Origin of the sequence: Nostoc sp. C117 (assembly GCF_043099735.1) — a bacterium.
Taxonomy (GTDB): Bacteria; Cyanobacteriota; Cyanobacteriia; order Cyanobacteriales; family Nostocaceae; genus Nostoc.
In genome coordinates, this window is sequence record NZ_CP170991.1 from 3,004,833 (window position 1) to 3,029,001 (window position 24,169).

The 24,169-nt window shown below is 40.1% G+C and carries 10 protein-coding genes; 1 reads left to right on the forward strand and 9 read right to left on the reverse strand.

The annotated features are described in order from the left end of the window. Positions 1 to 51: 51 nt before the first annotated feature. Entirely contained in the window at positions 52 to 3,282 is a 3,231-nt protein-coding gene (locus ACFG4S_RS13330; RefSeq protein WP_392535252.1) for a hypothetical protein, read from the forward strand. Positions 3,283 to 3,542: 260 nt separating this feature from the next. Here ACFG4S_RS13330 and ACFG4S_RS13335 read toward each other — a convergent pair whose 3' ends face one another. The 9 genes from ACFG4S_RS13335 to ACFG4S_RS13375 form a co-directional block, all read right to left on the reverse strand. Continuing rightward, entirely contained in the window at positions 3,543 to 4,370 is an 828-nt protein-coding gene (locus tag ACFG4S_RS13335) for an aminotransferase class IV (protein ID WP_392535253.1), read from the reverse strand. A 175-nt stretch (positions 4,371 to 4,545) separates the two neighbouring features. Further along, positions 4,546 to 5,886, reverse strand: a complete 1,341-nt coding sequence (locus tag ACFG4S_RS13340) for a KamA family radical SAM protein (RefSeq protein WP_392535254.1) — start codon at positions 5,884 to 5,886, stop codon at positions 4,546 to 4,548. 185 nt (positions 5,887 to 6,071) lie between these two features. Continuing rightward, complete coding sequence (locus ACFG4S_RS13345; protein ID WP_392535255.1) at positions 6,072 to 7,448, reverse strand: cytochrome P450; 1,377 nt, start codon at positions 7,446 to 7,448, stop codon at positions 6,072 to 6,074. A 379-nt stretch (positions 7,449 to 7,827) separates the two neighbouring features. After that, positions 7,828 to 8,235, reverse strand: coding sequence for a hypothetical protein (locus ACFG4S_RS13350; protein ID WP_392535256.1), 408 nt, complete (start codon positions 8,233 to 8,235; stop codon positions 7,828 to 7,830). A 290-nt stretch (positions 8,236 to 8,525) separates the two neighbouring features. Continuing rightward, positions 8,526 to 9,908, reverse strand: coding sequence for a cytochrome P450 (locus ACFG4S_RS13355; protein WP_392535257.1), 1,383 nt, complete (start codon positions 9,906 to 9,908; stop codon positions 8,526 to 8,528). A gap of 920 nt (positions 9,909 to 10,828) precedes the next feature. Next, the gene (locus ACFG4S_RS13360) at positions 10,829 to 12,001 is read right to left on the reverse strand and encodes an MFS transporter (RefSeq protein ID WP_392535258.1); all 1,173 of its coding nucleotides are present in this window, start codon (positions 11,999 to 12,001) and stop codon (positions 10,829 to 10,831) included. Positions 12,002 to 12,292: 291 nt separating this feature from the next. Further along, on the reverse strand, positions 12,293 to 16,375 hold the full coding sequence (locus tag ACFG4S_RS13365; protein WP_392535259.1) for an amino acid adenylation domain-containing protein: 4,083 nt from the start codon (positions 16,373 to 16,375) through the stop codon (positions 12,293 to 12,295). 73 nt (positions 16,376 to 16,448) lie between these two features. After that, positions 16,449 to 19,463: a beta-ketoacyl synthase N-terminal-like domain-containing protein gene (locus ACFG4S_RS13370; RefSeq protein ID WP_392535973.1), complete on the reverse strand. Its 3,015-nt coding sequence runs from the start codon at positions 19,461 to 19,463 to the stop codon at positions 16,449 to 16,451. Positions 19,464 to 19,488: 25 nt separating this feature from the next. After that, on the reverse strand, positions 19,489 to 24,159 hold the full coding sequence (locus ACFG4S_RS13375; protein WP_392535260.1) for an SDR family NAD(P)-dependent oxidoreductase: 4,671 nt from the start codon (positions 24,157 to 24,159) through the stop codon (positions 19,489 to 19,491). Between the last annotated feature and the right edge of the window lie 10 nt (positions 24,160 to 24,169).

A 24,169-nucleotide genomic window follows, 5' to 3' on the forward strand; every position in this document is an offset into this window, starting at 1 on the left:
TATAACTGAGGTAAAGATTTAGCCAGAGATGTCCAAAAGTAAGGAGATAAGATGGTTAACAGTTCTGAAGGCGATATAAATATTGGGTGTAATGTCCAATGTATTTCTGAATACGACTTTTTTTCTGACAGTAATTTTGAGGACATTCATTGTCGTCCACTTAAAACAGACTCTCCCTACTTAGGACTAAAAACTTTTCAAATTAAAGATAAAGACAAATTTTTTGGTCGGGAGAAGTGGATTGCTAATCTGGGCGATCGCTTAAAAAAAGAGAATGTACTCTTGCTTTTAGGAGCATCAGATAGTGGCAAATCATCATTGATTCGGGCAGGTTTAATTCCTTATTTAGGATCTTATAATAATTCGTTAATTAATATAAGTTTTCACCCAGATGAAAATCCTTTTAAATCTCTTTATCAGTGCCTGGCTTCTACTTATGGGAAAAAATCAAAAATAGCGGATATTGCTAGAGAAATCAGAGAAAATACTCTAATTAAAATTCTTACATTCCTCAAACAAGAATATCAGTGCGTTTTGATTTTTATTGACCAATTTGAAGAACTGTTTACGAAAACTCAAAAGCCGGAACGCGATAAATTTGTTGCTAGTTTATTTCAACTGCTCCAGCAGCAGGATAGCTCTGTCAAAATTGTTTTAACAATGCAATCTGGTTTTTTGGATAGATTTAGTGAGTATCCCCAACTTGCGAAGATTCACGATCGCTATAGTCGTATACTCACTAGAATGAGTCATGGAGAATTAAAGTTAGCGATCGCTGAACCTGCTGCTAGAAATGGCGTTACCTTTGAACAAGGACTAGTTGAGCAAATTATTCATGATTTTCACCAAAAAAATGATTATTTACCACTTCTGGCATACACCTTAGATAGACTATGGCAAAGGGAAAATATTGCAAATTTGGTTTTGAAAACAAAGACTTATCAAGAACTAAAAGAGCAAACGTTTGGTTATTTAGACGAACAAGCTAATCAATTTATCAATGCTAGTATTGGATCGCACGATCGCCAGGAACAAGAGATTCAAAAGTTAAACCTTGCACTGACTGAATTAAAACTGCGCGAGCAATCCGCCAGGGTGTTAAATTTACTTCCTGTCCAACCACTAGAGGGTTTGGTACTGGCAATTCAAACAATGGGTGAGAATCTAGAAAAATACCCAAACCAGCTTCTAGCTCCTGTTTTGGGAAGCTTAAAGGAAGCAATGAACACACCGACAGAGGCAAATAGCTTGCGCGGACACGAGCAAGAGGTTAATTGTGTAGCCTTTAGTCCTGATAGCAAGTTTATTGCTAGTGGCAGTAGCGATTCTACGGTGTGCTTGTGGAATATCATTGACAATCCTACTGCTCAATTTTTGTGTGGGCATGAGCAAGAGGTTAATTGTCTAGCCTTTAGCCCTGATGGCAAGTTTATTGTTAGTGGCAGTATTGACGGAATTTTGTGTTTATGGGATCTACAAGGTAATCTAATTACTCAACCGTGGCAGGGACATGAGGAAGGAGTTATTTCCGTCGCCTTTAGCTCAAATAGCGATTCTATTGTCAGTGTTGGTTTTGACGGAACGGTGTGTTTGTGGAATTTACAAGGTAACGCCATTACTCAACCTTGGTCTGGACACAAAGAAGGAGTTATTTCCGTCACCTTTAGCCCAAATGGGGATTCTATTGTCAGTGTTGGTTTTGACGGAACGGTGTGTTTGTGGGATTTACAAGGTAACACCATCACTCAACCCTGGCACAAACATGAGGCCAAAATTATTTGTGCCGCCTTTAGCCCCGATGGCAAGTTTATTGTCAGTGGTAGCAGTGATTCTACAGTGCGGTTGTGGGACATACAAGGTAATCCCATCGGTCAACCTTGGCACGGGCATGAAGGACATGTAAATTCTGTAGCGTTTAGCCTTGATGGCAATTTTATTATTAGTGGTAGCTGCGATCGGACAATACGCTTGTGGAATATCAATGGCAACCCCATCACTCAACCTTGGCGGGGACATGAAGGACAGGTTAATTCTGTCGCCTTTAGCCCCGATGGCAAGCTGATTGTCAGTGGTGGCGATCAAACTGTGCGTTTGTGGGAGCTATATCAAATACTACAAGATCGGGTCATCGGGCGATCGCAGCGCAAATATGAGAATTGGGTCAATTCTGTCGCCTTTAGCCCTGATGGTCAGTGGATTGTCAGTGCCAGCAATGATTATACAGTGCGCTTATGGGATATTAATGGCAACCCCATTGGTCAACCTTGGCGCGGACATGAAAAAGAAGTTAATTCTGTCGCCTTTAGCCCTGATGGTCAGTGGATTGTCAGTGCCAGCAATGATTATACAGTGCGCTTATGGGATATTAATGGCAACCCCATTGGTCAACCTTGGCGCGGACATGAAAAAGAAGTTAATTCTGTCGCCTTTAGCCCTGATGGTCAGTGGATTGTCAGTGCCAGCAATGATTATACAGTGCGCTTATGGGATATTAATGGCAACCCCATTGGTCAACCTTGGCGCGGACATGAAAAAGAAGTTAATTCTGTCGCCTTTAGCCCTGATGGTCAGTGGATTGTCAGTGCCAGCAATGATTATACAGTGCGCTTATGGGATATTAATGGCAACCCCATTGGTCAACCTTGGCGCGGACATGAAAAAGAAGTTAATTCTGTCGCCTTTAGCCCTGATGGTCAGTGGATTGTCAGTGCCAGCAATGATTATACAGTGCGTTTGTGGGATATTAATGGCAACCCCATTGGTCAACCTTGGCGCGGACATGAAAAAGAAGTTAATTCTGTCGCCTTTAGCCCTGATGGTCAGTGGATTGTCAGTGCCAGCAATGATTATACAGTGCGTTTGTGGGATATTAATGGCAACCCCATTGGTCAACCTTGGCGCGGACATGAGTATTGGGTAAATTCCGCAGCTTTTAGCCCTGATGGTCAGTGGATTGCTAGTGGTAGTATTGATGGAACAGTCCGCTTGTGGCAATGTGGTTGGCAAGAATGGTTGCAAGTTTGCTGCAACAGGTTACATTATCACCCCATCTTTCAAAATCCTGAAAATGGCAGTGATGTAGAAATTGCCCACCAAACTTGTCAAAAATATGTATGGAATCCACAATACCCTAAACAGTTGAACAACGAAGGTGCAGTAAAGCTAAAAGAGAAAGCTTTTTCAGCAGCTTTGGAGGACTTTAAGCAAGCAGTTCAACTTAATTTTACATCGCACTGGAAACATCGTCTTGCTTGGCAATCAGTACCCACAGAGAACCAATAACTAGGCTAGGTCAAACGCATCTAAAATGGAGAAAAGTGCTAAGTAGAGATGTGTTTTGAGTAGTACAAAATAACTATATGTAACTGGTGAAGAGAGCGATCGCTAAAAATGATATTGTCATTCTCAAAGTAGAACGAAGCCAAAGCCTGTGAAACTCAAGCCGATCTGACAAAATTAGTGACGGTGGCGATGAGGTTTATTTTTAGAGCGTTCGTACTCTATCAATAATTGTTTTACTTGAGATGAGATAATCACCTGTTTTAATAAAAAATTGTCTGAAATTTTCCCAGGAGAGTACGCGTATATTCTCCTATAATGCCGTTACTAATAACAAAATTATCAATACGATTTACTCCAATAATTCGTTTGGTTGTGCCCGTTACAAAAATCTCATTAGCTGAGTATAAATCCTCAAGTTTAACTGATTTTATCTCTATACTAAATCCTAAGTTTTCTGCAAGTTCAATCACCTTGTTCCGGGTTACACCAACTAGAATAGAGTCTTTTGGTGTTATCAGTCTTTGCTCTGTAGCCAGGAAAATATTCCAAGATGTTCCCTCCCGAACATAGCCAAAATCATCCACAAACACTGCATCATCAAAACCATCTCTTTGGGAATTTTCATACCCGATAATTGATGGTAAAAAACTAAGATTTTTGACTTGAGGTAAGACACGATGATGGTTAATAGATTTTAAAGAAATTCCCTTTGAGTATGTGCTTTCCTGAGGAAAATCAAGAGGTGTTACAAAAATAATCAAATTTGGCTGGCAGCTATCAAGACAGTAACTGGGTATCTCACCAATTCCACGTGTAATTGTAATACGAATTCGCCCTCTATCTCCTCCTGTTAGACGAAACGTTTCATGAGTAAGCTCTGTTAGCTCACTTTTCGACCAAGGATGTTCTAAAAAGATAGAATTACAACCTTCAAGCAGCCGATTTAAGTGTTCATCAAGCCACCAGATTTGTCCATTAACAGCAGCAATAGTATCAAATACTCCATCACCGTATAAAAGACCGTGATCGAATACAGAAATTTTCGCATCATTAGCATTGAAGAATTCTCCATTGATACAAACACTCATATAACCTTCTCCAAATAATAGGACGCTAAATATTCAGAACCAGAGGATGATAGTAAAATCATTTCCTCAAAATTTGGCTAGAGATTTCTAATTTTATGAATAAAATTTGTAACCTATTTTACAAATGATTAAATACCCTAACTTAAAGATGAATTCTTCAAAAAGGCTTATATTTTTAAATTTTAATTAATTGAGTAGTAAGCATTTCTTTAAGTTGGCTTTCATAGAAAAACTTGTCTTCTTGAAAAGCTGGTGTCAATGATGTTAGCCAAGTTGCTGATGGATCATATTTAGCGAAAAATGGGCGCTTACACCAATTAGAATTGCGAGCTTGCATAAACGAAAGCACAAAAAGTTTTTCATTATTAATTTCAGCTATACCATCAATAATTATTTTACCAGGCAATGCAGACATCACAGGACCTCGAACAGTTCGGCTTAAGCCAGATACTTTTTGAATTGCTTTCTGAAAAATTTCCCAGGCATGAAATAGTGGTATTTCAAAATAATCTTTTGCCCCAGTTTGCCGCTCTACAAACATATAGTAAGGAATACAGCCTAAACGAACTTGTGTTTGCCACATTTTTATCCAAACGTCTTCTCTATCATTAATGTGGCGAACTAAAGGACTCTGAGTACGAATTTGTGCCCCCGTAGACCGAATACGTCGAATAGCCTCTTGGGCAATTGGAGTTTCGAGTTCTTTCCAATGGCTGTAGTGACCCATAATAGCCAAATGCTTGCCCATCTGAACGACCTTTTCAAATAGACGCAAAATTTCATCAGCATCAGGGTCTGTTACAAATCGATAAGGCCAGTAGGCTAACGATTTTGTACCAATACGAATAGTTTGAATATGCTCGAATCCTAGGCCTAATAATGGCTCAATATAAAGAGCCAGTTGCCAAGCTTTCATTGTCATAGGGTCGCCACCAGTAAGAAGAATATCTGTTATCTGTTGATGCTGCTTGATATATTCTTGAAATTGCCCTGATTCACGAGTAGCAAATTTCCAGTTTTCTGTCCCAACAAACTGAGGCCAACGAAAGCAAAATGTGCAGTAAGCATGACAAGTTTGTCCAGCAGTGGGAAAAATTAAAACAGTTTCTGGATACTTATGTTGAATACCAGGTACTGGCTCAGAGTTAAGAGAAGGTACATTGTACTCTTTTTGTCCACCAGGGTGAGGATTTAGGTGGGAGCGAATTTTGTTAGCAGCTTCATTGATGTTTTTTTTCGTAGCACCTTTTTCTAGTAATTTGACTAAATAGTTGAAATCTTCAAATGCTAGCATATCCTGGTGTGGAAATGTTAATCTAAAAATAGGATCGTCAGGGACATTATGCCAATCAATTAGTTCTTCAATTATATAATTATTGGTTCGGAATGGAAGTACTTGAGATACTAATTTGATTGCTAGAATATCACTTGGAGATAAATTCTGAAGTTGAGGTAAAGAGTCGATATTGTTTTCGTTATACAAGCGCAATTCACGAGCAGAAAGATGTGCATTCATAATTAGTTCGTTGAGCGCGAAGAGGGAATTAAAATTGCTGAGCAATTACTTCAAAAGCCGAAAGGTAATTAAGTTAAATAAATTCATGCGAACCTAGCAAATTACTAAAAATATATCGGATTATAAATACTATAAAAATCTGATTCAATTTAGATATATCAATTAGATAGATGGATGCTAACATACTAAATTAATTTGGTGAGTAACTCTGGCGATCGCTCTTGTTTTTGACGCTGACTAAGTATTATCATCTTTAACGAAGCAGGAGGAAAATTTGCACCGCGACGTTCTGGTTTTACTGGCTCTTGTGAAGCTAAAGATAGCTGATAATGCAACAATATTGTTGCCAATACCAGCTTCATTTCAAACATAGCTAAAGCTTCGCCAGGACAGCGACGAGTACCCCCACCAAAAGGTAAAAATTCATAAGCAGAGAATTGTTTTTCTAAGAAGCGTTCTGGCTTAAATTCTTGAGGTTGTGAATACAAGTCTTCACGCTGATGTGTTGAATAAATACAAACTCTTAACAATGTACCTGGATTTAACTCATAACCCATTACTTCAATTGGAGATTCCACTAACCTTGGTAATGTAATTACCTGAGTTGGATAAAGTCGTAGTGCTTCATTGCAGACAGCATTTAAGTAAGGCAATTGAACAATGCTCATAGGATCTGGAGATTCACCAAGGCTATCTAGTTCTTGGAGCAATTTCTCACGGACTGTAGGCAGATGATGAGTCCAGTATAATAACCAAGAAATTGCCGTGGCTGCTGCATCCCGACCACCGAGTAGTAATGTGAGAAAGAGATCCCGCATATCTTGATTTGTTAGCTGTTCACCTGTTTCATCACGAGCCAATATAAGTTCAGAAAGCAGGTTAGTGGGAGGCTGGTCTGATTTTTGGCGGCGTTCGTTAATCTCTGCATACAACAAATCATCCAATTGTCGTTGGAGACTAAGAAAGTATCCCCACGGACTCCACCGACCTAAATCTCGTTGTAATGGGGGTAAAGATGCAAAGATTTCCCATAAAGGAGTTCTGGCGAAATTTAGCAAAGCCGGAATTGCTTGTGTAAGTTGTTGGTAACGTTCTCCTTTATGCAAACCAGACCAAACTTTTATCAATACCTGTAGGGTAATAGTTTGGATAGTAGGGAATAGTAAAAAAGGTTGACCAATAGCTTGTTCTTTGATAACTGTTTTTGTCAGTTCACAGATTTGCTGTCCGTAGGAATGGATACGCGCACCATGAAAAGCAGGCATCATCAGTTTCCGTCGATGTTGGTGGCGTAGTCCATCAAGTAGAAGTAATCCATTGTTCCCTATCAAAGGAGCTACAATTTTTTGTAACTTGCCTGGAGATGTAATCTCCTTCGTTTTGGTAAAAATCTGCTTAATTCCGTTTGGGTTGCTGACTAAAACTGTTGGTGTTTGACCAAAATTTATGGTAAAGATATCACCATAATCCTTGGCAAGACTATTCATATAGCCTAAAGGATCGGAGGCGAATTTAGCATTGATTAATAAAGCTGGAGTTTTTGGCCCTTGAGGTAGTGTCATCGGTATTCTGAATTGGTAATTTTTAGTAAACTAAGCTGGTGCGATGGCATTTGACGCCGGCCAACTCTTGGATATTCAAACTTACAGAGAGAAAGTTAATACTTTGGTGTTCAAAATCAAACTAAAGATAAAGCTAAGTGGTAATAGAAAAATAAATTATCTAGAAGTAAAATTAGAGGTATTAAAATCAGGGTTGGACAAAATCAAACCGAAAGTTTTATAAATTCACATAGATATGCAAAAAATAAATTAGCCCAACTTTTGCAAGTCAATCATAGAAAAATCCTAAAGCCAAGGATGTCAATATTTTTTCTAAAGATATTTTCAGGTGAGAAAATTGGATGAATTATCATAAAATAAAAACCTGAAAATATCACTTCTAGAATACTTCGGAGCTACTTTGCCTACGAATCATAAACCACTCTTCTGCTTTATCCAAATTATAGAAAAGTTCGCAATCACATCCAAATACACGCTTACCAGCTCCTTTCAAGATTATTCGTTTTAAGAATGACTCCAAACTAGGAGAAGTAATCATAGCTATACCCAAGCAATATTTTTCAAGTTCTTTCTTGTGCATACGTAGCCAATCACTTTCCATTTTTTCGCCAGCTTTTGTTTTTCGAGGTTTAGCACCCAGGTATTGAAAAGCAAAGCCTATGCGCTCCTGATGATCGACGAGATGTGTAAATCGAGCAAGATAATTTTGAGTATCTTGTACAGTAACTTCTTCACCAATTTGGATTAAGCAATATGAATGTTCTTGGTTGTCGATGATATTGACCATAAAGTTTTTTACTTTTAGCTTACTGTTGATCGCAGTCTAAGACTCACAGAAAAAATTGTATTCTCAAGCTAATAATTAACGAAATTATCAATTTTAGAAATAACAACTATATGCCCAGTTGTATTAGTCTTAATCAATTCAGTAATATTAGCTCTATGCAACAAAATTAGTTTTGGTTATCACGAGAAAACCTTGACTCAAAAACTTTTACTCTTAATAAATTTGAGTATAATTCAGTCCTCTCTGGTTGAAAAATGATGCCAGCTATACACTGCTTTATCTAACAGCAGTTAGCGATTAGTAGCAAATGTTGGTAATGATTTGCTGATGCTTTCTGAGCGCTGTCCTAGCAAAACCATTTTCAAGCCACTGGCAGGAGGGAAGTTAAGACCATCGCGCTTGGGTCGCTCTGGTTGCTGATTGGCTAATTTTAGTTGATACCGTGAAAGAATCTTTGCCAATACTAGTTTCATTTCTAACATAACTAAACTAGCACCTATGCAGTAACGCTCACCACCACCAAACGGTAAAAATTCGTAGGCAGAGAATTGTTTTTCTATAAATCGCTCTGGTCTAAATTGCTTGGGATCTGGGTATAAATCCTCACGTTGATGAGTCAGATAAATATTGGGAATTACTACTGTACCAGGACTCAATTCATAGCCCATTAACTCAACTGTTGATTCTACTCGTCGTGGAAAAGCAAATACCTGAGTCGGGTAGAGTCTGAGGGCTTCATTGCAGACAGCACTGAGGTAAGGTAAGCGGACGATACTCATAATATCTGGTGACTCTCCAAGAGAGTCGAGTTCTTGGAGCAATTTTTCCCGGACTGCGGGGAGATGATGAGTCCAGTACAAAGCCCAGCAAATGCCTGTTGCAGCTGCATCACTTCCAGCAAATAGAGGTGCAAGCATAAGATCGTGTATCTCTTCATTACTTAAAGGCTCATTTGCTTCATCTCGAGCCGAAACCAGTAATGAAAGGAGATTGTTGCTAGAAAAATCTTCTTGTTGGCGGCAGTTGTCAATTTCGGCATAAAGCAGTTTCTGTAATCGCTGCTTGATGCCAAGAAAATAGCCCCAAGGACTCCATGAACCAAAATCACGTTGCAGAAACGGTATGGATGCAGACAGTTCCAAGAAGGGATATTGCTCAGAATTTAGCAAAGAATGTAGTTCTTTCTCTAGTTGTTCGTATCGTTCTCCTTCAGACAAGCCCAACACAGCTTCCAAAATTACCTTCAAGGTAAAGACTTTCATCGTATCGTAAGCTGAGAAGGGTTTGCCAATTATCTGTTTACTTATGATTTCATCTGTCAGGTCATAAATACGTTGTCCATAAGCTTGGACTTGCGTACTATGAAAAGCTGGCAACATAATCTGACGCCGATGTTTGTGTTTTAAGCCATCGATCTGGAGTATTCCTTTTTCTCCTGAGACATGAGCAGCATTTCTGTTTAACTCTCCTGCGGCTACAATATTTTTATTGGTGTAAATTTCTTTAATTGCCTCTGGATGGCTAACGAAGACTGTGGGTGCATCAAAAATAAATGATAAGGTGAAGATGTCACCATAACGTTTACTTATGGTTTCTAGATACCCAAGAGGGTCAGACATCAATCGAATAATCTGTAATACAGGAGGAGTTTTTGGCCCTTGAAGTGGTTTCATTACTATTATGAATTGGTGATTATTTTTAGATAAAATATTGTCAATATTTTATGTATTTTCAGCAATATGTAAAACTTTTAAAGAGGAATCAATCATTCAAATCATACTAATTATTCTTATTTAATATTTATTTGATTGAGGTTGAAGTAAAAATAATTTTTACTTTTTTACTAAATACTGGAAAATAATGCTTTCGTCAAAAAATTATTATTTAGCCTATATTCTCTAAGCTGAGGTTTAGTTATTTTTAGTAATCCAGTTATTTTCTACTTATATTTAACTGATATACTATAAATTTTCTCAATGAATACATTGCTTTAGGGTAGTTGACTTTATTAGTTACCCTTGAAGTCGGGACAAGTGAATTATATTGGAACTAAGAAAGGAAGCTTTTTTATCTTAGTTGTTGTTTTCACTGAAATAAATTATATCATATGTGTCTTAGTAAAAAACTATTTTTAGATCAGATTTTATTTGAAACTTTGAAAATTTGAGAAAAATTAATAACTCCATCCAATCTTAATAACTTATAAGACTTTGTGTGATTTTACCCCCTGCATAACCAAATTTTCAACTATAGCGAGCGTGACCAAAGTTTAACGTAATTTCAAGGTTTTCAGTCAATCCATCATCTTAGAGGTTGTTTGAAAAGTGGTTGGCTGTGATTTTAGGGGGGTCTAAAACCTTTTGCTACCAAGAAGAGGACTTTTCAAACATCCTCTTATGCTATGAATCAAATTATGACCGTGTGTTTCAAATGTGAACTATAATGCGACCAAAAGTTTTATTTATGCATTTTGTAAAAAAAACAGTTTGAGAATGAAAAAAGTTATTAATGCTTTCAAAGTTTAGAAACATTTAGTTTCCTCGTAAATACAACTACTCAACGACACAGCGATAGCGAAAACTAAATATAAGTTTTATTTAAATACAAGTGGCGATCGCTGTTGAGTTTCAGTACTGGCAAAGACTTTGTTAATTAGTATGATACCAAGGAGAGTAATACTGATACCGATCGCAAATACTCCCTTGTAGCCAACTATCTGGGCTAGCAAACCACTGATACCTGAAGCACCGATAGAACCAAAGTAAATGAATGAGGTTTGAACAGTAAAATCTGTGCCAGCAGTTGCTAATTGACTCTTATCCATCATGATGGTAAACAAAGCAGTAGCTCCTGCATTAAGAGTTATTTGCACACTTATAGCTACTAGGTAAAGTATTGGCAAATTAGTGATACCAAAGGCTGGTAAAAAGTAACTTGTCATGGCAATCGCATTAAGCAAGCCAAATAAAATCAGCGATCGCTTCCGTCCTAAAGGTGCAATCAAAAAACCAGCTGCGATCGCACCAATGAATCCCGCACTGTGGCTCACAACTCCCATTAACCAACCGATGTCTGCTAAAGACAGCCCAATGTCTACCAACAATGGACGAAACATCGTGTTTGCCATATTGCCACCCGCCAAATATAGCGACAGAATCAGCAACCAACTCCATGTTCTCGGATGACGGTAGGGGTTGATAAAAGTCCTGAAATAACTTTTGATAATTCCTGAGGTCTGTGATTCTTTCACATCTCGTATTTGTTTCTCTTGATGTCGCAGTACGGGAATCAGAGCTAACACCACCATTGCCGCTAAAATCAGCAGAGTCGTTCTCCATCCCCAGTAATTGAGTAAGATGAGCATTCCACCACTGCCAATGATTGCACCAAGAGAGTGGCCTGAAATTTGTATTCCATTCCCTAAACCTCGCTCTTCTGGTTCCAATAACCCCACTGCCAAAGCATCTGTAGCAATATCTTGACTTGAAGCAAACAGACATATTAGTAATACACAAACTAACAAAGCAGTAAAGTTTGCCTGAATATCAAAAAAGGCACAAACAACCGTCAGAGCAGCAACTAAGAGTTGAAAGCAGATAATCCAAAATCGGTAATGTCCCCAGCGAGTAAAGCCATAACTATCAATCAGAGGAGACCACAGAAATTTCAGAATCAACGGTAGAGCCAGCAGTGAAAGTAAACCGATAGCATCAAGACTCACTCCTTGCTGACGCAGGAACACTGGCAAAGCTTCCAAAAGAAACATAATCGGAATGTACTGTGATATGTACAAACTCGCGAGTAATCCAAGTTTATTCAGGCTTTGAGTGTTAGTCATTGGAGTGCGATGTATGGTGCGGGCTGGGATGACTATTGCATAGAATTATCTTTAATACATTCTGTTTTTTGAAAATGGCATAGGGGAATGACATTGTTATAACCCAGCATGATAATCTCCTGCGCCTATTTTCAAGACAGGAAAGTAGATGTCTGGCACCCAATGTCTTATGACAGCCAAAATTCAAATTTAGTCAACCTTAAGTAAATATCATACAGCTTAAGCGATTTTATTGATAGCTTTTCTCAATTCTTTACTCAACTGTTGAATATGAGTGTCAGTAAACATCGAAAAATGGTTGCCAGGAACCTCAATCACGTCAATTGGTTGGACAGAACATTTGCCCCAACCTAACAACGGGTCATCACTATACAACTCCGGACTTTGAAAATGGTGTGGAATTGTCTCTTTAGCTTTAAACAAAGTAATTTTACTGGTATATACTTGCGGGACATAATCTCGTATAGCTTGAGCATGACCCTTGAAAAGCCTGTAACTACAAAGGTGTTGCTGTATTTCTGCGTCACTGACGATGTTAAGTTGTTTTAACAATAGCTTGAATTGTTCATCTGGTGACAGTGGTAGGGCTTCTTCATAGGAGATTGCCACATCTATGCCAAATAAGTATTTTATTGACTCGGCTGCACGAACTATATATTTGGCATCATCATCATCAGCTGGTTGGATTGGACTGTCCGGTATTATGGCATCAAACACGGCAAGTAAACTAACTGTCTGACCTTGCCTTTGTAGTTGTTGCGCCATCTCGAAGGCAACGATCCCACCGTAACACCAACCCCCCAAAAGATAAGGCCCTTCTGGCTGTACAGCACGAATTTCCTCTAAATAAGCAGTAGCTGTCTGCTCTATAGAAATAACTTCCGGCTGCTGCTGGATAGGGTTTTGTTCCAGAGCGTAAAATGGCTGTTCTGCATCCAGTTTACTGGCTAAGTTTGGATAGGCGATGATGCTGCCTCCAGCTGGATGTACGCAAAAGAAAGGATTTCTGGTACCTGAAGACCGAATTGCGACTAGAGGAGAACCTGAACCCGAGCTAAATTGTTGTCGGATAGTCTTAGCCAACTGCTCAATTGTCGCACCTTGGAAAAGGGCAGATAAAGAAAGTTGTTGCCCAAAACGCTCGTTAATTTGAGCCATTAAACGTGCTGCTAATAGCGAGTGACCACCCAAGTCAAAAAAGTTGGCTGTGACACCGATCGGATTTGTCTGAAGGAGATTTTCCCAAATCTGCGCCAGAGATAGTTCCCAATGATCGCGGGGAGCAACAAAGGATGCCGTAGAATTGGGTTGAACATCATCTAGGGATAAAAGCGATCGCCTATCTACTTTCCCACTCGGTGTTAGTGGGAGTGCATCTAAAATCGCAAAGGCTGACGGGATCGTGTAATCTGGCAAGTTCTCTTTCAGGTAGCTTTGCAGTGACGGGATTAAGTTTTGTTCACTAGTGACCACATATGCCACAAGATAGTCACCACCTTGAGCATGGTTGCGGACAATGACAGCCGCTTGTTGGACAGCAGGATGTTGAGCGATCGCTGCTTCAATTTCCCCTAGTTCAATCCGGAAGCCTCTAATTTTTACTTGATTGTCCCTGCGTCCTAAATACTCAAGTTCACCATTATTTAGATAACGTACTAAATCACCAGTTTTATAAAGCTTACTTCCTGGTATAAAAGGGTTATCGATAAACTTTTCTTGGTTGAGATCCGGACGCTGCCAATAGCCTCTTGATAAAGGAACTCCACTAATATGTAGTTCGCCAAAAACTCCTACCGGAGTAGGTTGCAAATGACGGTCTAACACATAAACCTGTGTATTATTTATGGGACGACCAATGAAAACGCTAGTTGCTTTCTCTGGTAACAAACTTGTGTCATAGCATATAACATTGGCAGAAACTTCAGATAAGCCATAAAAGTTGAGTAGTTTCGCCGACGGCATCAATTTATAAAAAGTTTGCGTTAAATCCAGAGGCAGTGCTTCTCCACTTGTAGTCCAAATTTTGAGGTGCGATAGATTTTTAGTTTGCTCGCTGTAACTTTCTAAAAGTAGCCGCAGTAATGATGGCACAAGTATGATGCGCGTCACTTTATATTGAGCAAGGGTTTCTAGAAAAAGGCGAGTATCTTTGACAATCGCATCAGGAATAATTACTGCTGGCAACCCTTGCAATAAAGGGCCGAAAATCTCCCAGAGAGAATCTCCGAAGCTAATGGCAGTCTTATGACAACCCATTTCATCAGCTGCGGGTGGGTAAGTTTCCCATAGCCAGTTCAAACCATTGACTGTACCTTTATGATTGCCAAGCACACCTTTGGGAGTTCCTGTAGAACCTGAAGTATAAAGTATGTACGCTAGATTATCTGGTATTGTATTGCTAACAAGATTCTCAAAAGATTCTTGTGCCAGAATATCTTGATAAACATCTAGACAAACAACTCTAGCAGGTAGTGCAGCCGATTTATTCAGCTTTTCTAATATTTTTTGTTGAGTTATTAATAGATGTGCTTGGCAATCAGCCAGCATGAAAGCTAGACGGTTACTAGGATAATTTGGATCGAGAGGAACGTAAACCCCTCCAGCTTTGAAAATCGCTAAAATCCCAATGACGAATTCAATAGAACGTTCTAGAGAAATGGCAACGCGGGTTTCTGTAGTGACTCCTAAGTTTTGTAAGTAATGTGCAAGTTGGTTGGCTCTTTGGTTTAGCTGTTCAAAGGTTATCTGTTCCGAGCGATCGATTAATGCTAAAGCATGAGGTGAGCGTTTAACTTGCTGTTCAAATAATTCATGGAGAGTCGCTTGGGGATAATTTTTTGTAGTATTATTCCACTCTGTTAGTATTTGTTGCTCATCGTTACTTAATAAGGGTAGTTCAGAAATACACTGTTGGGGATTGGTAACAATGCTTGCCAATAAAGTTTGAAAATTATTAACTAATCGGGCAATAGTTGTCGAGTCAAACAAATCTGTATTGTATTCTAAAAAGCCGATTATTTCCCGATCGTATTCACCTATAGACAACAGTATATCAAGCATTGCTGTCCCACTATCGACATCCAAAGGACTCAAGGTTAAACCAGAAACCTCGTGTGCTGGCATTGGGGTATTTTGCAGAACAAACATCACCTGAAACAGGGGATTTATCCTTAAATCTCGCTTTGGTCGTAATTCCTCTACCAGTTTCTCAAAAGGTAAATCTTGATGGCCATAAGCGCCAAGAGTAACATCGCGTACCCGACTTAAAAGTTCACGAAAATTAGGGTTGTTACTTAAGTCTGTACGCATAACTAATGTATTGACAAAAAAGCCAATTATACCTTCTAATTCAGGACGATTACGGTTAGCAATTGGCGTACCGACGAGGATATCTTCTTGTTCTGTATAGCGGTAAAGCAATATGTTAAAAGCTGCCAGTAGAATCATAAACAAAGAAGCTTCTTCTTGTTTAGTAAATTTGTTGAGTGCTTCTGTTAATTTTTTAGGAAATTTAAAGTAGTGTTTTTTGCCTACAAAAGTAGTGACATTAGGTCGTGGACGATCTGTTGGCAACCGAAGTATAGGTAGCTCTCCTCCTAGTTGTTGCTTCCAGTAATTTAGTTGCGTTCTCAACAGTTCGCCTTGCAAGCGATCGCGCTGCCAAATTGCAAAGTCTCCATACTGAATCGGAAGTTCCGGTAACGGTGAGGGTAAACCTTTGGTAAATGCAGCATACAGCGTTGCTAATTCCTGTACAAATACACCAATAGACCATCCATCTGAAACAGTGTGGTGCATATTGAACAGAAAAATATGCTCTTGCTCGCTAACTTGCACTAAAGTTGCTCTGACAAGTGGTAATTTAGTTAAATCAAAAGGTTTTTGAGTTTCTTCAGCTGCTAGCCGTTGAACTTCTGCTTCCCAATCTTTGCCAGATGACTGTTCAAGTTTGATAATAGGTAAATCCCAGGTTAATTTATCTACAATTACCTGTACTACCTCCTCATCTCTTTTGACAAAAATCGTGCGCCATGCTTCATGTCGCCTGAGAATTTCGTTGAGGCTTTGTTGGAAAGCTGTGATATTTAGTTTACCCCTTAAACGAATAGCAGCTATTATATTGTAGAAAGAACTGCCGTGATAAAGTTGGTCAATAAACCATAATCGTTGCTGGGAAAAAGACAATGGAGCAGAGTCTGAGTTTGCTCGTTTAGGAATAGCCTGTGTTTTAAATTGTCCTTCTTTCCATTTTTGCAGAAGGGCTTGTTTGGCAGATGATAAATTAGAGGATTGCTTATCCATATTCTGACTCCTGAATTTTGAATTTTGGATTTAAAAAAGCCTGAATTCAAATTTTTATCTCAATTATGATAAATTAGTTAACTAAAATAGAATTGACTTCTTCTTCAGATAATTCTGCAATTTTTTCGAAAAGAAGCCGATCTAACATTTCTGCTTGTTGAGCTATAGTGGGAGCTTGAAATAATATTTTTCGCATTGATAACTCTACAGGAAAAGTTGTTTGTAAACGCGAAAATAGTCGGGTGGCAATTAAAGAATCTCCTCCTAATTCAAAGAAATTATCATGAATACCAACTTCTTCCATGCCAAGAACTTCTTGCCACATTTGGGCAATTTGTGTTTCTAACTCGTTAGTTGCTGCAACATAAGGATTACCAAGGTTTAATCTGGAGTAGGGTTGGCTAGAAGATGTTTTATCAGTTTCAGCAATATCTGGTTTTTTATCGTTAAGGGCAGATGCAGACAAGGATCGTGGTTTGCTATCAATCCAGTAGCGCTGACGCTCAAAGGGATAAGTAGGTAAAGGGAGGCGGCTACGCTTTTCATGAGCATAAAAACCCGACCAATCTATTTCTACGCCAGCCATCCAAAGTCGCCCCAATGTATTTAATAAAAAAGAGATATCTGAGTGTTGTTCTTTAGGATGATGCAAGGAAGAAAGCACAAGCTGTTTTGCACTAGGCTCTAAATGCCGCTTGGTCAAAGTACTTAGCGATCGCCCCGGGCCAACTTCTACTAAAATGCTGTCAGACTGTTGCAACAATTCTGAAACTCCCAAAGAAAATCTCACTGGTTGGCGCAGATGCTTTGCCCAGTAATCGGGATTGGTGGCTTCATCAGCAGTAATCCACGTACCAGTTAGGTTGGAAATGTAAGGAATTTGCGGTGGCTGGAGATTTACTTGTTGCAAACGCTGTGTAAATTTTTGCACAACTGGCTCCATCATCGCCGAATGGAAAGCGTGAGAGGTGAAAAGAGGCTGAGTATCTATGCCTTGCGCCGCTAATTGCTGTTGTAGCGCTTCAATTGCCGATGTCGGCCCGGAAACAACGCAGGATGATGGTGCGTTCACGGCAGCAATTGATAGTTCTGAGTAAAGTAGTGGTTGTACTTGCTGCTCTGTTAAAGGTACTGCCAACATACTCCCAGTTGGCATCTGTTGCATCAATTTACCTCTGGTGGCGACTACAGCCAAAGCATCTTCTAGGGAAAATACTCCTGCAATGGTGGCGGCAACATATTCCCCGATACTGTGACCAATCATCGCTACAGGACGGATTCCCCATTCTAGCCATAACTGCGCTAGGGAATATTCAATGACAAATAGTGCGGGTTGAGCAAGTGCAGTTTGTTGTAGTTGCTGTGTGGCAAGTTCAGTTTGTTCGCTGTTGGGGTAAAGAATATGACGTAGGTCTAATCCCAAGTGAGGTTGCAGAATCTCTGCACATTTGTCTACCTGCTCCTGGAATGTTGGCTCCAGTTGATAAAGTTCTCGCCCCATATTCACGTACTGCGAACCTTGCCCAGAAAACATAAAGGCGATCGGGTGTAGGGTGGGCTTTTGATGGTGAGTTAATACTCGTTGTGAGTTTGCTGTCAAGGCTGACACAGCATCTTTTATGTCTTGGCAGACTACGAAGCGATGACGATCGAAAGCCCGGCGACCTAGTTGAAGAGTATAAGCCACATCAGCTAAATCTAGGTGAGGATGTTCCTGGAGGTGGCTTTTCAAATTTTCAGTTGCCATTTCTAGGGCTGAGTCGGTTTTGGCTGAAATGACTAACAACTGCCAAGGTCGAGACTTTTCCGACAGCTTTTGTGGTGGAGCCTCTTCCAGAACGACATGAGCATTAGTACCGCCAAAGCCAAAGGAACTAACACCAGCCCGGCGGGGTGTACCATTGGTTTTCCATTCAGAAAGTTTGGTATTGACGTAGAAAGGGCTGTCCTCGAAGTCGATTTCGGGATTGGGTGTTTCAAAGTGGAGATTAGGTGGAATAACTTGATGTTTAAGTGCCAGAACTGTCTTAATTAGACCAGCTACACCCGAAGCTGTATTTAAATGACCAACATTTGTCTTAACTGAACCAATAGCACAAAAACCCTTTTTTTCAGTACTAGCATTAAATACTTTTTTGAGGGCACTAATTTCTATGGGATCGCCCAAGATAGTACCAGTTCCGTGGGTTTCGATATAGCTAATTGTTTCTGGGTTAATATCAGCGATCGCCTGAGCTTCAGCAATGACTTTTGCTTGTCCACTAGTACTAGGAGCCGTAAAGCCTACTTTTGCTGAACCATCATTATTTATAGCTGAACCTTTGATGACAGCATAAATACAGTCTCCCTCTGCTAAAGCATCCTCTAATCTTTTGAGGACAACAATACCTACTCCATTGCCCATAATTGTCCCTTGGGCGTTAGCATCAAAGGCACGGCAGTGACCGTCGGGAGAAGCCATCCCTTCTTTTAGATATAAGTAACCTACTTGATGAGGAACTTGGATCGAAACCCCACCTGCTAGTGCCATATCACACTCATAGTTTAATAATCCTCGGCAGGCTAAGTGAACTGCTACTAATGAGGTAGAGCAAGTTGTATTAACGTTAAGACTCGGCCCTTTAAGATTTAACTTGTAGGAAACTCGTGTAGGTATATAGTCTTTGTCATTACTAGCAGGAAATTGCCTACTTAAAGATTCCAGGGTGTAAAAATTGGTTAATAATAAGTTTTCTATCAAGTATGAACTGAGACTTCCCCCTGCATAAACACCTATCCATCCTTTGTAGGCTTCAGAATCATACCCTGCATTTTCTAGGGCTTCCCAAGCACACTCCAAAAAAATACGTTGTTGTGGATCTGTCACCTCAGCTTCCTTGGGTGAGAAACCGAAAAAGGAAGCATCAAACATTTCAATGTCAGAAATTGGTGCGCCAGCTTTTACATAACTAGGATTATTTAGTAAAGCTTGGTCTACACCTAAAGCGAGTAATTCCTCATCACTGAAGAAGGAAATACACTCCCGCCCAGCGCACAAATTCTGCCAGTATTCATCTACATTTTTAGCTCCTGGAAAACGACCAGCCATGCCAACAATAGCTATGCCTTTGGGATTATTCACGCGCTTTTCTCCTTTTTTCAATCATTTGTGCGTCTTGGGCGAGAGCTTTTTGCAGCTTGTGGGCACGTTCATTAATTGGTTGAGATACTGATTCTTTAATCTGGTCTTTACTAAGATATTGCCCTAAGGCACTAATTGTTGAATGCTCAAACGCATCATTAATGGAAAAGTTGATGTTTAATCTTTTTTGGAGTTTGCTACGAACTTGGACTATCAAAAGAGAATCTCCACCCAATTCAAAGAAATTGTCATAGCGTCCAACTTCATTAATGCCCAGAAGCTCTTGCCAAACTTCAGCGATCGCTTGTTCAATTTCATTTTTTGGTGCTATGTATTCATTTTTTAAATTCGGTCTAGAGTGTGGCGAGGTGGTTGCTACTTTGTTAGCAGATTCAGTATTTTTGAAAGGTTCTGGTTTAACCCATTGGTTAATTCTGGCTTTCAGGTCTGTGGTAGAAACAACTACTTGAGGATATGTATTAGATAAAATACGTTTGAATACTTCAATACCTTCGTCAGGAGCGATGGCTCCCTCAGCTAATGTTGCTCTAAACCTGGCATTTTCTTTTTCTGCTGGGATTCTCCAGCCATCCCAATTCAGGCTGAACCAAGGCAGCAAATTAGCTTGAATACACTTATGAGCAAAGGCATCCATGAACATATTGGCAGCAGAATAAGCCGCAAACCCAAGTCCACCAAGAACAGATGATAAAGATGAAGTCAGCAGGGCAAAATCAAGTGCTTTACCCTGTAATATTTTTTGCAATACGAACAGACCATGTATTTTGGCGTGAAATTGCTGTTCGCACTCAGCTTTCTCTATTTGCTGTATATCCTTAAAGTACTTGTTCTCTACAAGACCGGCTGCATGGATGACACCATTAATTTCGCCAAAAATCTCACATGCACTGGCGATCGCGCTCTGCATTTGTTCTAAATTGGCAACATCAGCACTTTGAACTATAACCTTTGCACCATGAGCCTCTAGAGCTAGTATTTTGCATATTTGCTGGCTAATTTTATCTTGGGTATCATGACTATCTAACCATTGCTGCCATGCAACTCTTGCTGGAAAAGGCGATCGCCCAATCAAAATTAATCTCGCCTGTACAGTTTTTGCTAAATACTCTGCTAGTACTAAGCCAATATTACCTAGTCCGCCAGTAATTAAGTATACCCCTTGTTTTCGCAACTCAGGTCGATCTTGAACAGGCGCTTCTAATCGCACAGGCTCAAAGGTTTGTAACCATCGACGATGACCGCGATAGGCAACAATCGGGTCAGCCGATTTTGTTACAAGTTCCGATAAGATGGAATTTATCAGCTTTTCTTCTTGCCACCCATGTGAAACCGGCATTGTAATATCAATACTTTGGCAGGTAATATGCGGGTATTCTTGGGAAATAACTAGACAAAGCCCCAGTACAGTTGCTTTCTCTGGACAAAGTAATTCTTCGCCTGTAACTAGCTGCATATTACTAGACAAAACACATATTTCTACTGAGTCGTCTAGATGCTGTTTTCCTAACGCCTGTGCCAAAAAGAGTAAGCTGTAAAAGCCTAAATTTTGTGTTTTCTCAAAAAACTCAATTTCTGAAGGTGCGCGATCGTTCTTGGTGATACTCCACAAATGCAGAATTTTGTGGGGAATTTTGTTTAATATCCAAAGTTCATTCAGTAAAGCCTCGTAGTCATTCAGATTTTGAGGGTTGATAGTATACAAGTGTTGTCCTGGTCTGCTGTTGCAACTGAATTTTTCCCCAAGTCTGACGATAACTACGTCTTCTTTTGCTACTGGGAGTCGCTTCAGCAATTCGCTACCTATGCCGCACTCATCAGCAAACACTAACCAGCATCCCGACTGAGAAATTTCTAAGTGAGAAGCTTTAGGTATAACTGAACTTTTCCACGAAGGAATATAAAACCAATCGGCAACATCCAGCTTTTTGTCTAATAGGGCTGGAGTTTTTTGCTCTATTGGTAAGGAAGAGGGGTTTTCTGGCTCAATCCAGTAGCGCTGGCGCTCAAAGGGATATGTGGGTAAGGGAAGGCGATAGCGTTGCTCATGGGCATAAAATCCTGCCCAATCTACTTGTGCCCCATTCAGCCAAAGATGACCTAATGTGTTTAACAATAACTCTAAGTCAGATTGAGGCGCTCGCGGATGGCGTAACGAAGTTAATACCACCTGTTCAGGATCTTTATTTGGATGCTGCTTAGTTAATTTACTTAACGTCCAACCAGGGCCAACCTCTAACAAAATTTGAGCGGGTTCTTGCAATAACTTTTCCAAACCTTCGGCAAAGCGTACAGTTTGCCGCAGATGCTGTGCCCAGTAATCGGGATTGGTGGCTTCATCAGCAGTAATCCACGTACCAGTTAGGTTGGAAATGTAAGGAATTTGCGGTGGCTGGAGATTTACTTGTTGCAAACGCTGTGTAAATTTTTGCACAACTGGCTCCATCATCGCCGAATGGAAAGCATGAGAGGTGAAAAGAGGCTGAGTATCTATGCCTTGTATCGCTAATTGCTGTTGTAGCGCTTCAATTGCCGATGTCGGCCCGGAAATGACGCAGGATGATAAATTGTTGACCGCAGCTAGAGAAAATTGTTGACCCAACAGTGGTTGTACTTGCTGCTCTGTTAAAGGTACTGCCAACATACTCCCAGTTGGCATCTGTTGCATCAATTTACCTCTGGTGGCGACTACAGCCAAAGCATCTTCTAGGGAAAATACTCGTGCAATGGTCGCGGCAACATATTCCCCGATACTGTGACCAATCATCGCTACAGGACGGATTCCCCATTCTAACCATAACTGTGCTAGGGAATATTCAATGACAAATAGTGCGGGTTGAGCAAGTGCAGTTTGTTGTAGTTGCTGTGTGGCAAGTTCAGTTTGTTCGCTGTTGGGGTAAAGAATATGACGTAGGTCTAATCCCAAGTGAGGTTGCAGAATCTCTGCACATTTGTCTACCTGCTCCTGGAATGTTGGCTCCAGTTGATAAAGTTCTCGCCCCATATTCACGTACTGCGAACCTTGCCCAGAAAACATGAAGATTATTGAGCGATCGCCTGATTCATGAAATTCGCTAGCTTCCACCTCACTGAGTAAACGCTGTGTCTGTGCAATATCCTGACAAACAAGCATCCGTCTATAGTCGAAAGCCTTACGACCTTTGCTTAAGGTGTAAGCAACATCAGCTAGGTTCAGTTCGGGGTGCTGCTGCAAGTGTGCAGACAAATTAGCGATCGCCACCTCTAGCGCTGAACTAGTTTTAGCTGAAATGACTAACAATTGGTAGGGACGGCATTTTCCTGATGGTTGTTGGGGTGGGGCTTCTTCCAACACCACATGAGCATTTGTGCCCCCAATGCCAAAAGAACTGACGCCAGCACGGCGGGGTGTACTTTTAGTTTCCCACTCTAAGAGTTCAGTATTGACGTAAAAGGGGCTGTTAGCAAAGTCTATTTTGGGATTAGGGCTTTCAAAGTGCAAGCTTGGGGGGATTTGTTGATGTTTGAGTGCCAAAACGGTTTTAATCAGACCTGCAACACCAGCAGCTACATCTAAATGACCCAGATTGGTCTTAACGGAACCAATGGCGCAAAATCCCTTGTTTTGGGTATTAGTAGAAAAAGCTTGTGTAAGTGCAGTGATTTCGATCGGGTCTCCCAGAGGCGTACCGGTTCCATGTGCCTCCATATAGGTGATTGTTTCCGGAGCAATTCCGGCTACGGTTTGAGCCTCTAAGATAACTGCTGACTGACCATCGACACTGGGCGCTGTGTAACCAACTTTCAGCGCACCGTCATTATTGATAGCAGAACCTTTAATAATCGCATGAATAAAATCGCCATCTGCAATGGCATCTTCTAATCTTTTCAAAACCACAAGACCAACACCACTACCACCAATTGTTCCTGCGGCTTTAGCATCAAAAGCTCGGCAATGTCCATCAGGAGAAAAAATCATTCCCTCTTGATACAGATAGCCTGTCTTTTGTGGCACCCTAACTGCAACACCACCAGCCAAGGCGATATCACACTCACCATTTAGCAAACTTTGGCTAGCTAAGTGTACGGCTACTAACGAAGTAGAACAAGCAGTTTGAACATTAATACTCGGCCCCTTAAGATTTAGTTGATAAGAGACGCGAGTAGATAAAAAATCTTTATCATTGCCAATCAGCAGTCTATATTTGTAATCATCTATTGGTTTAGATGTATCAAACTTTTTATAAAGGTTATTAAGTAAATAAGTATTAATGCCAGAACCAGCGTAGACACCAATCGAACCTTTGTAAGTTTGAGGGTCATAACCTGCATTCTCAATCGCTTCCCAAGCTTGTTCTAGAAATAGCCGATGTTGCGGATCGATCGTTTCAGCTTCTCTAGCGCTGATGTCAAAAAAGAAAGCATCAAACATATCTATGTCTGACAACACGCTATTAGCTCTGACATAGTTGGTGTTATTCAATAACTCAGGATCTACACCAGAGGAAACTAGTTCTTGAGAGTTAAAAAATGAAATACACTCTACACCTTCTCGGAGATTATGCCAGAATTCGTCAATATTTTTTGCTTGCGGTAAACGACAAGATATACCAATAATGGCAATTTCTGAATCATTATCCAAATTAGGTAAAGGCTGTTCATTCATAATTAGTAAA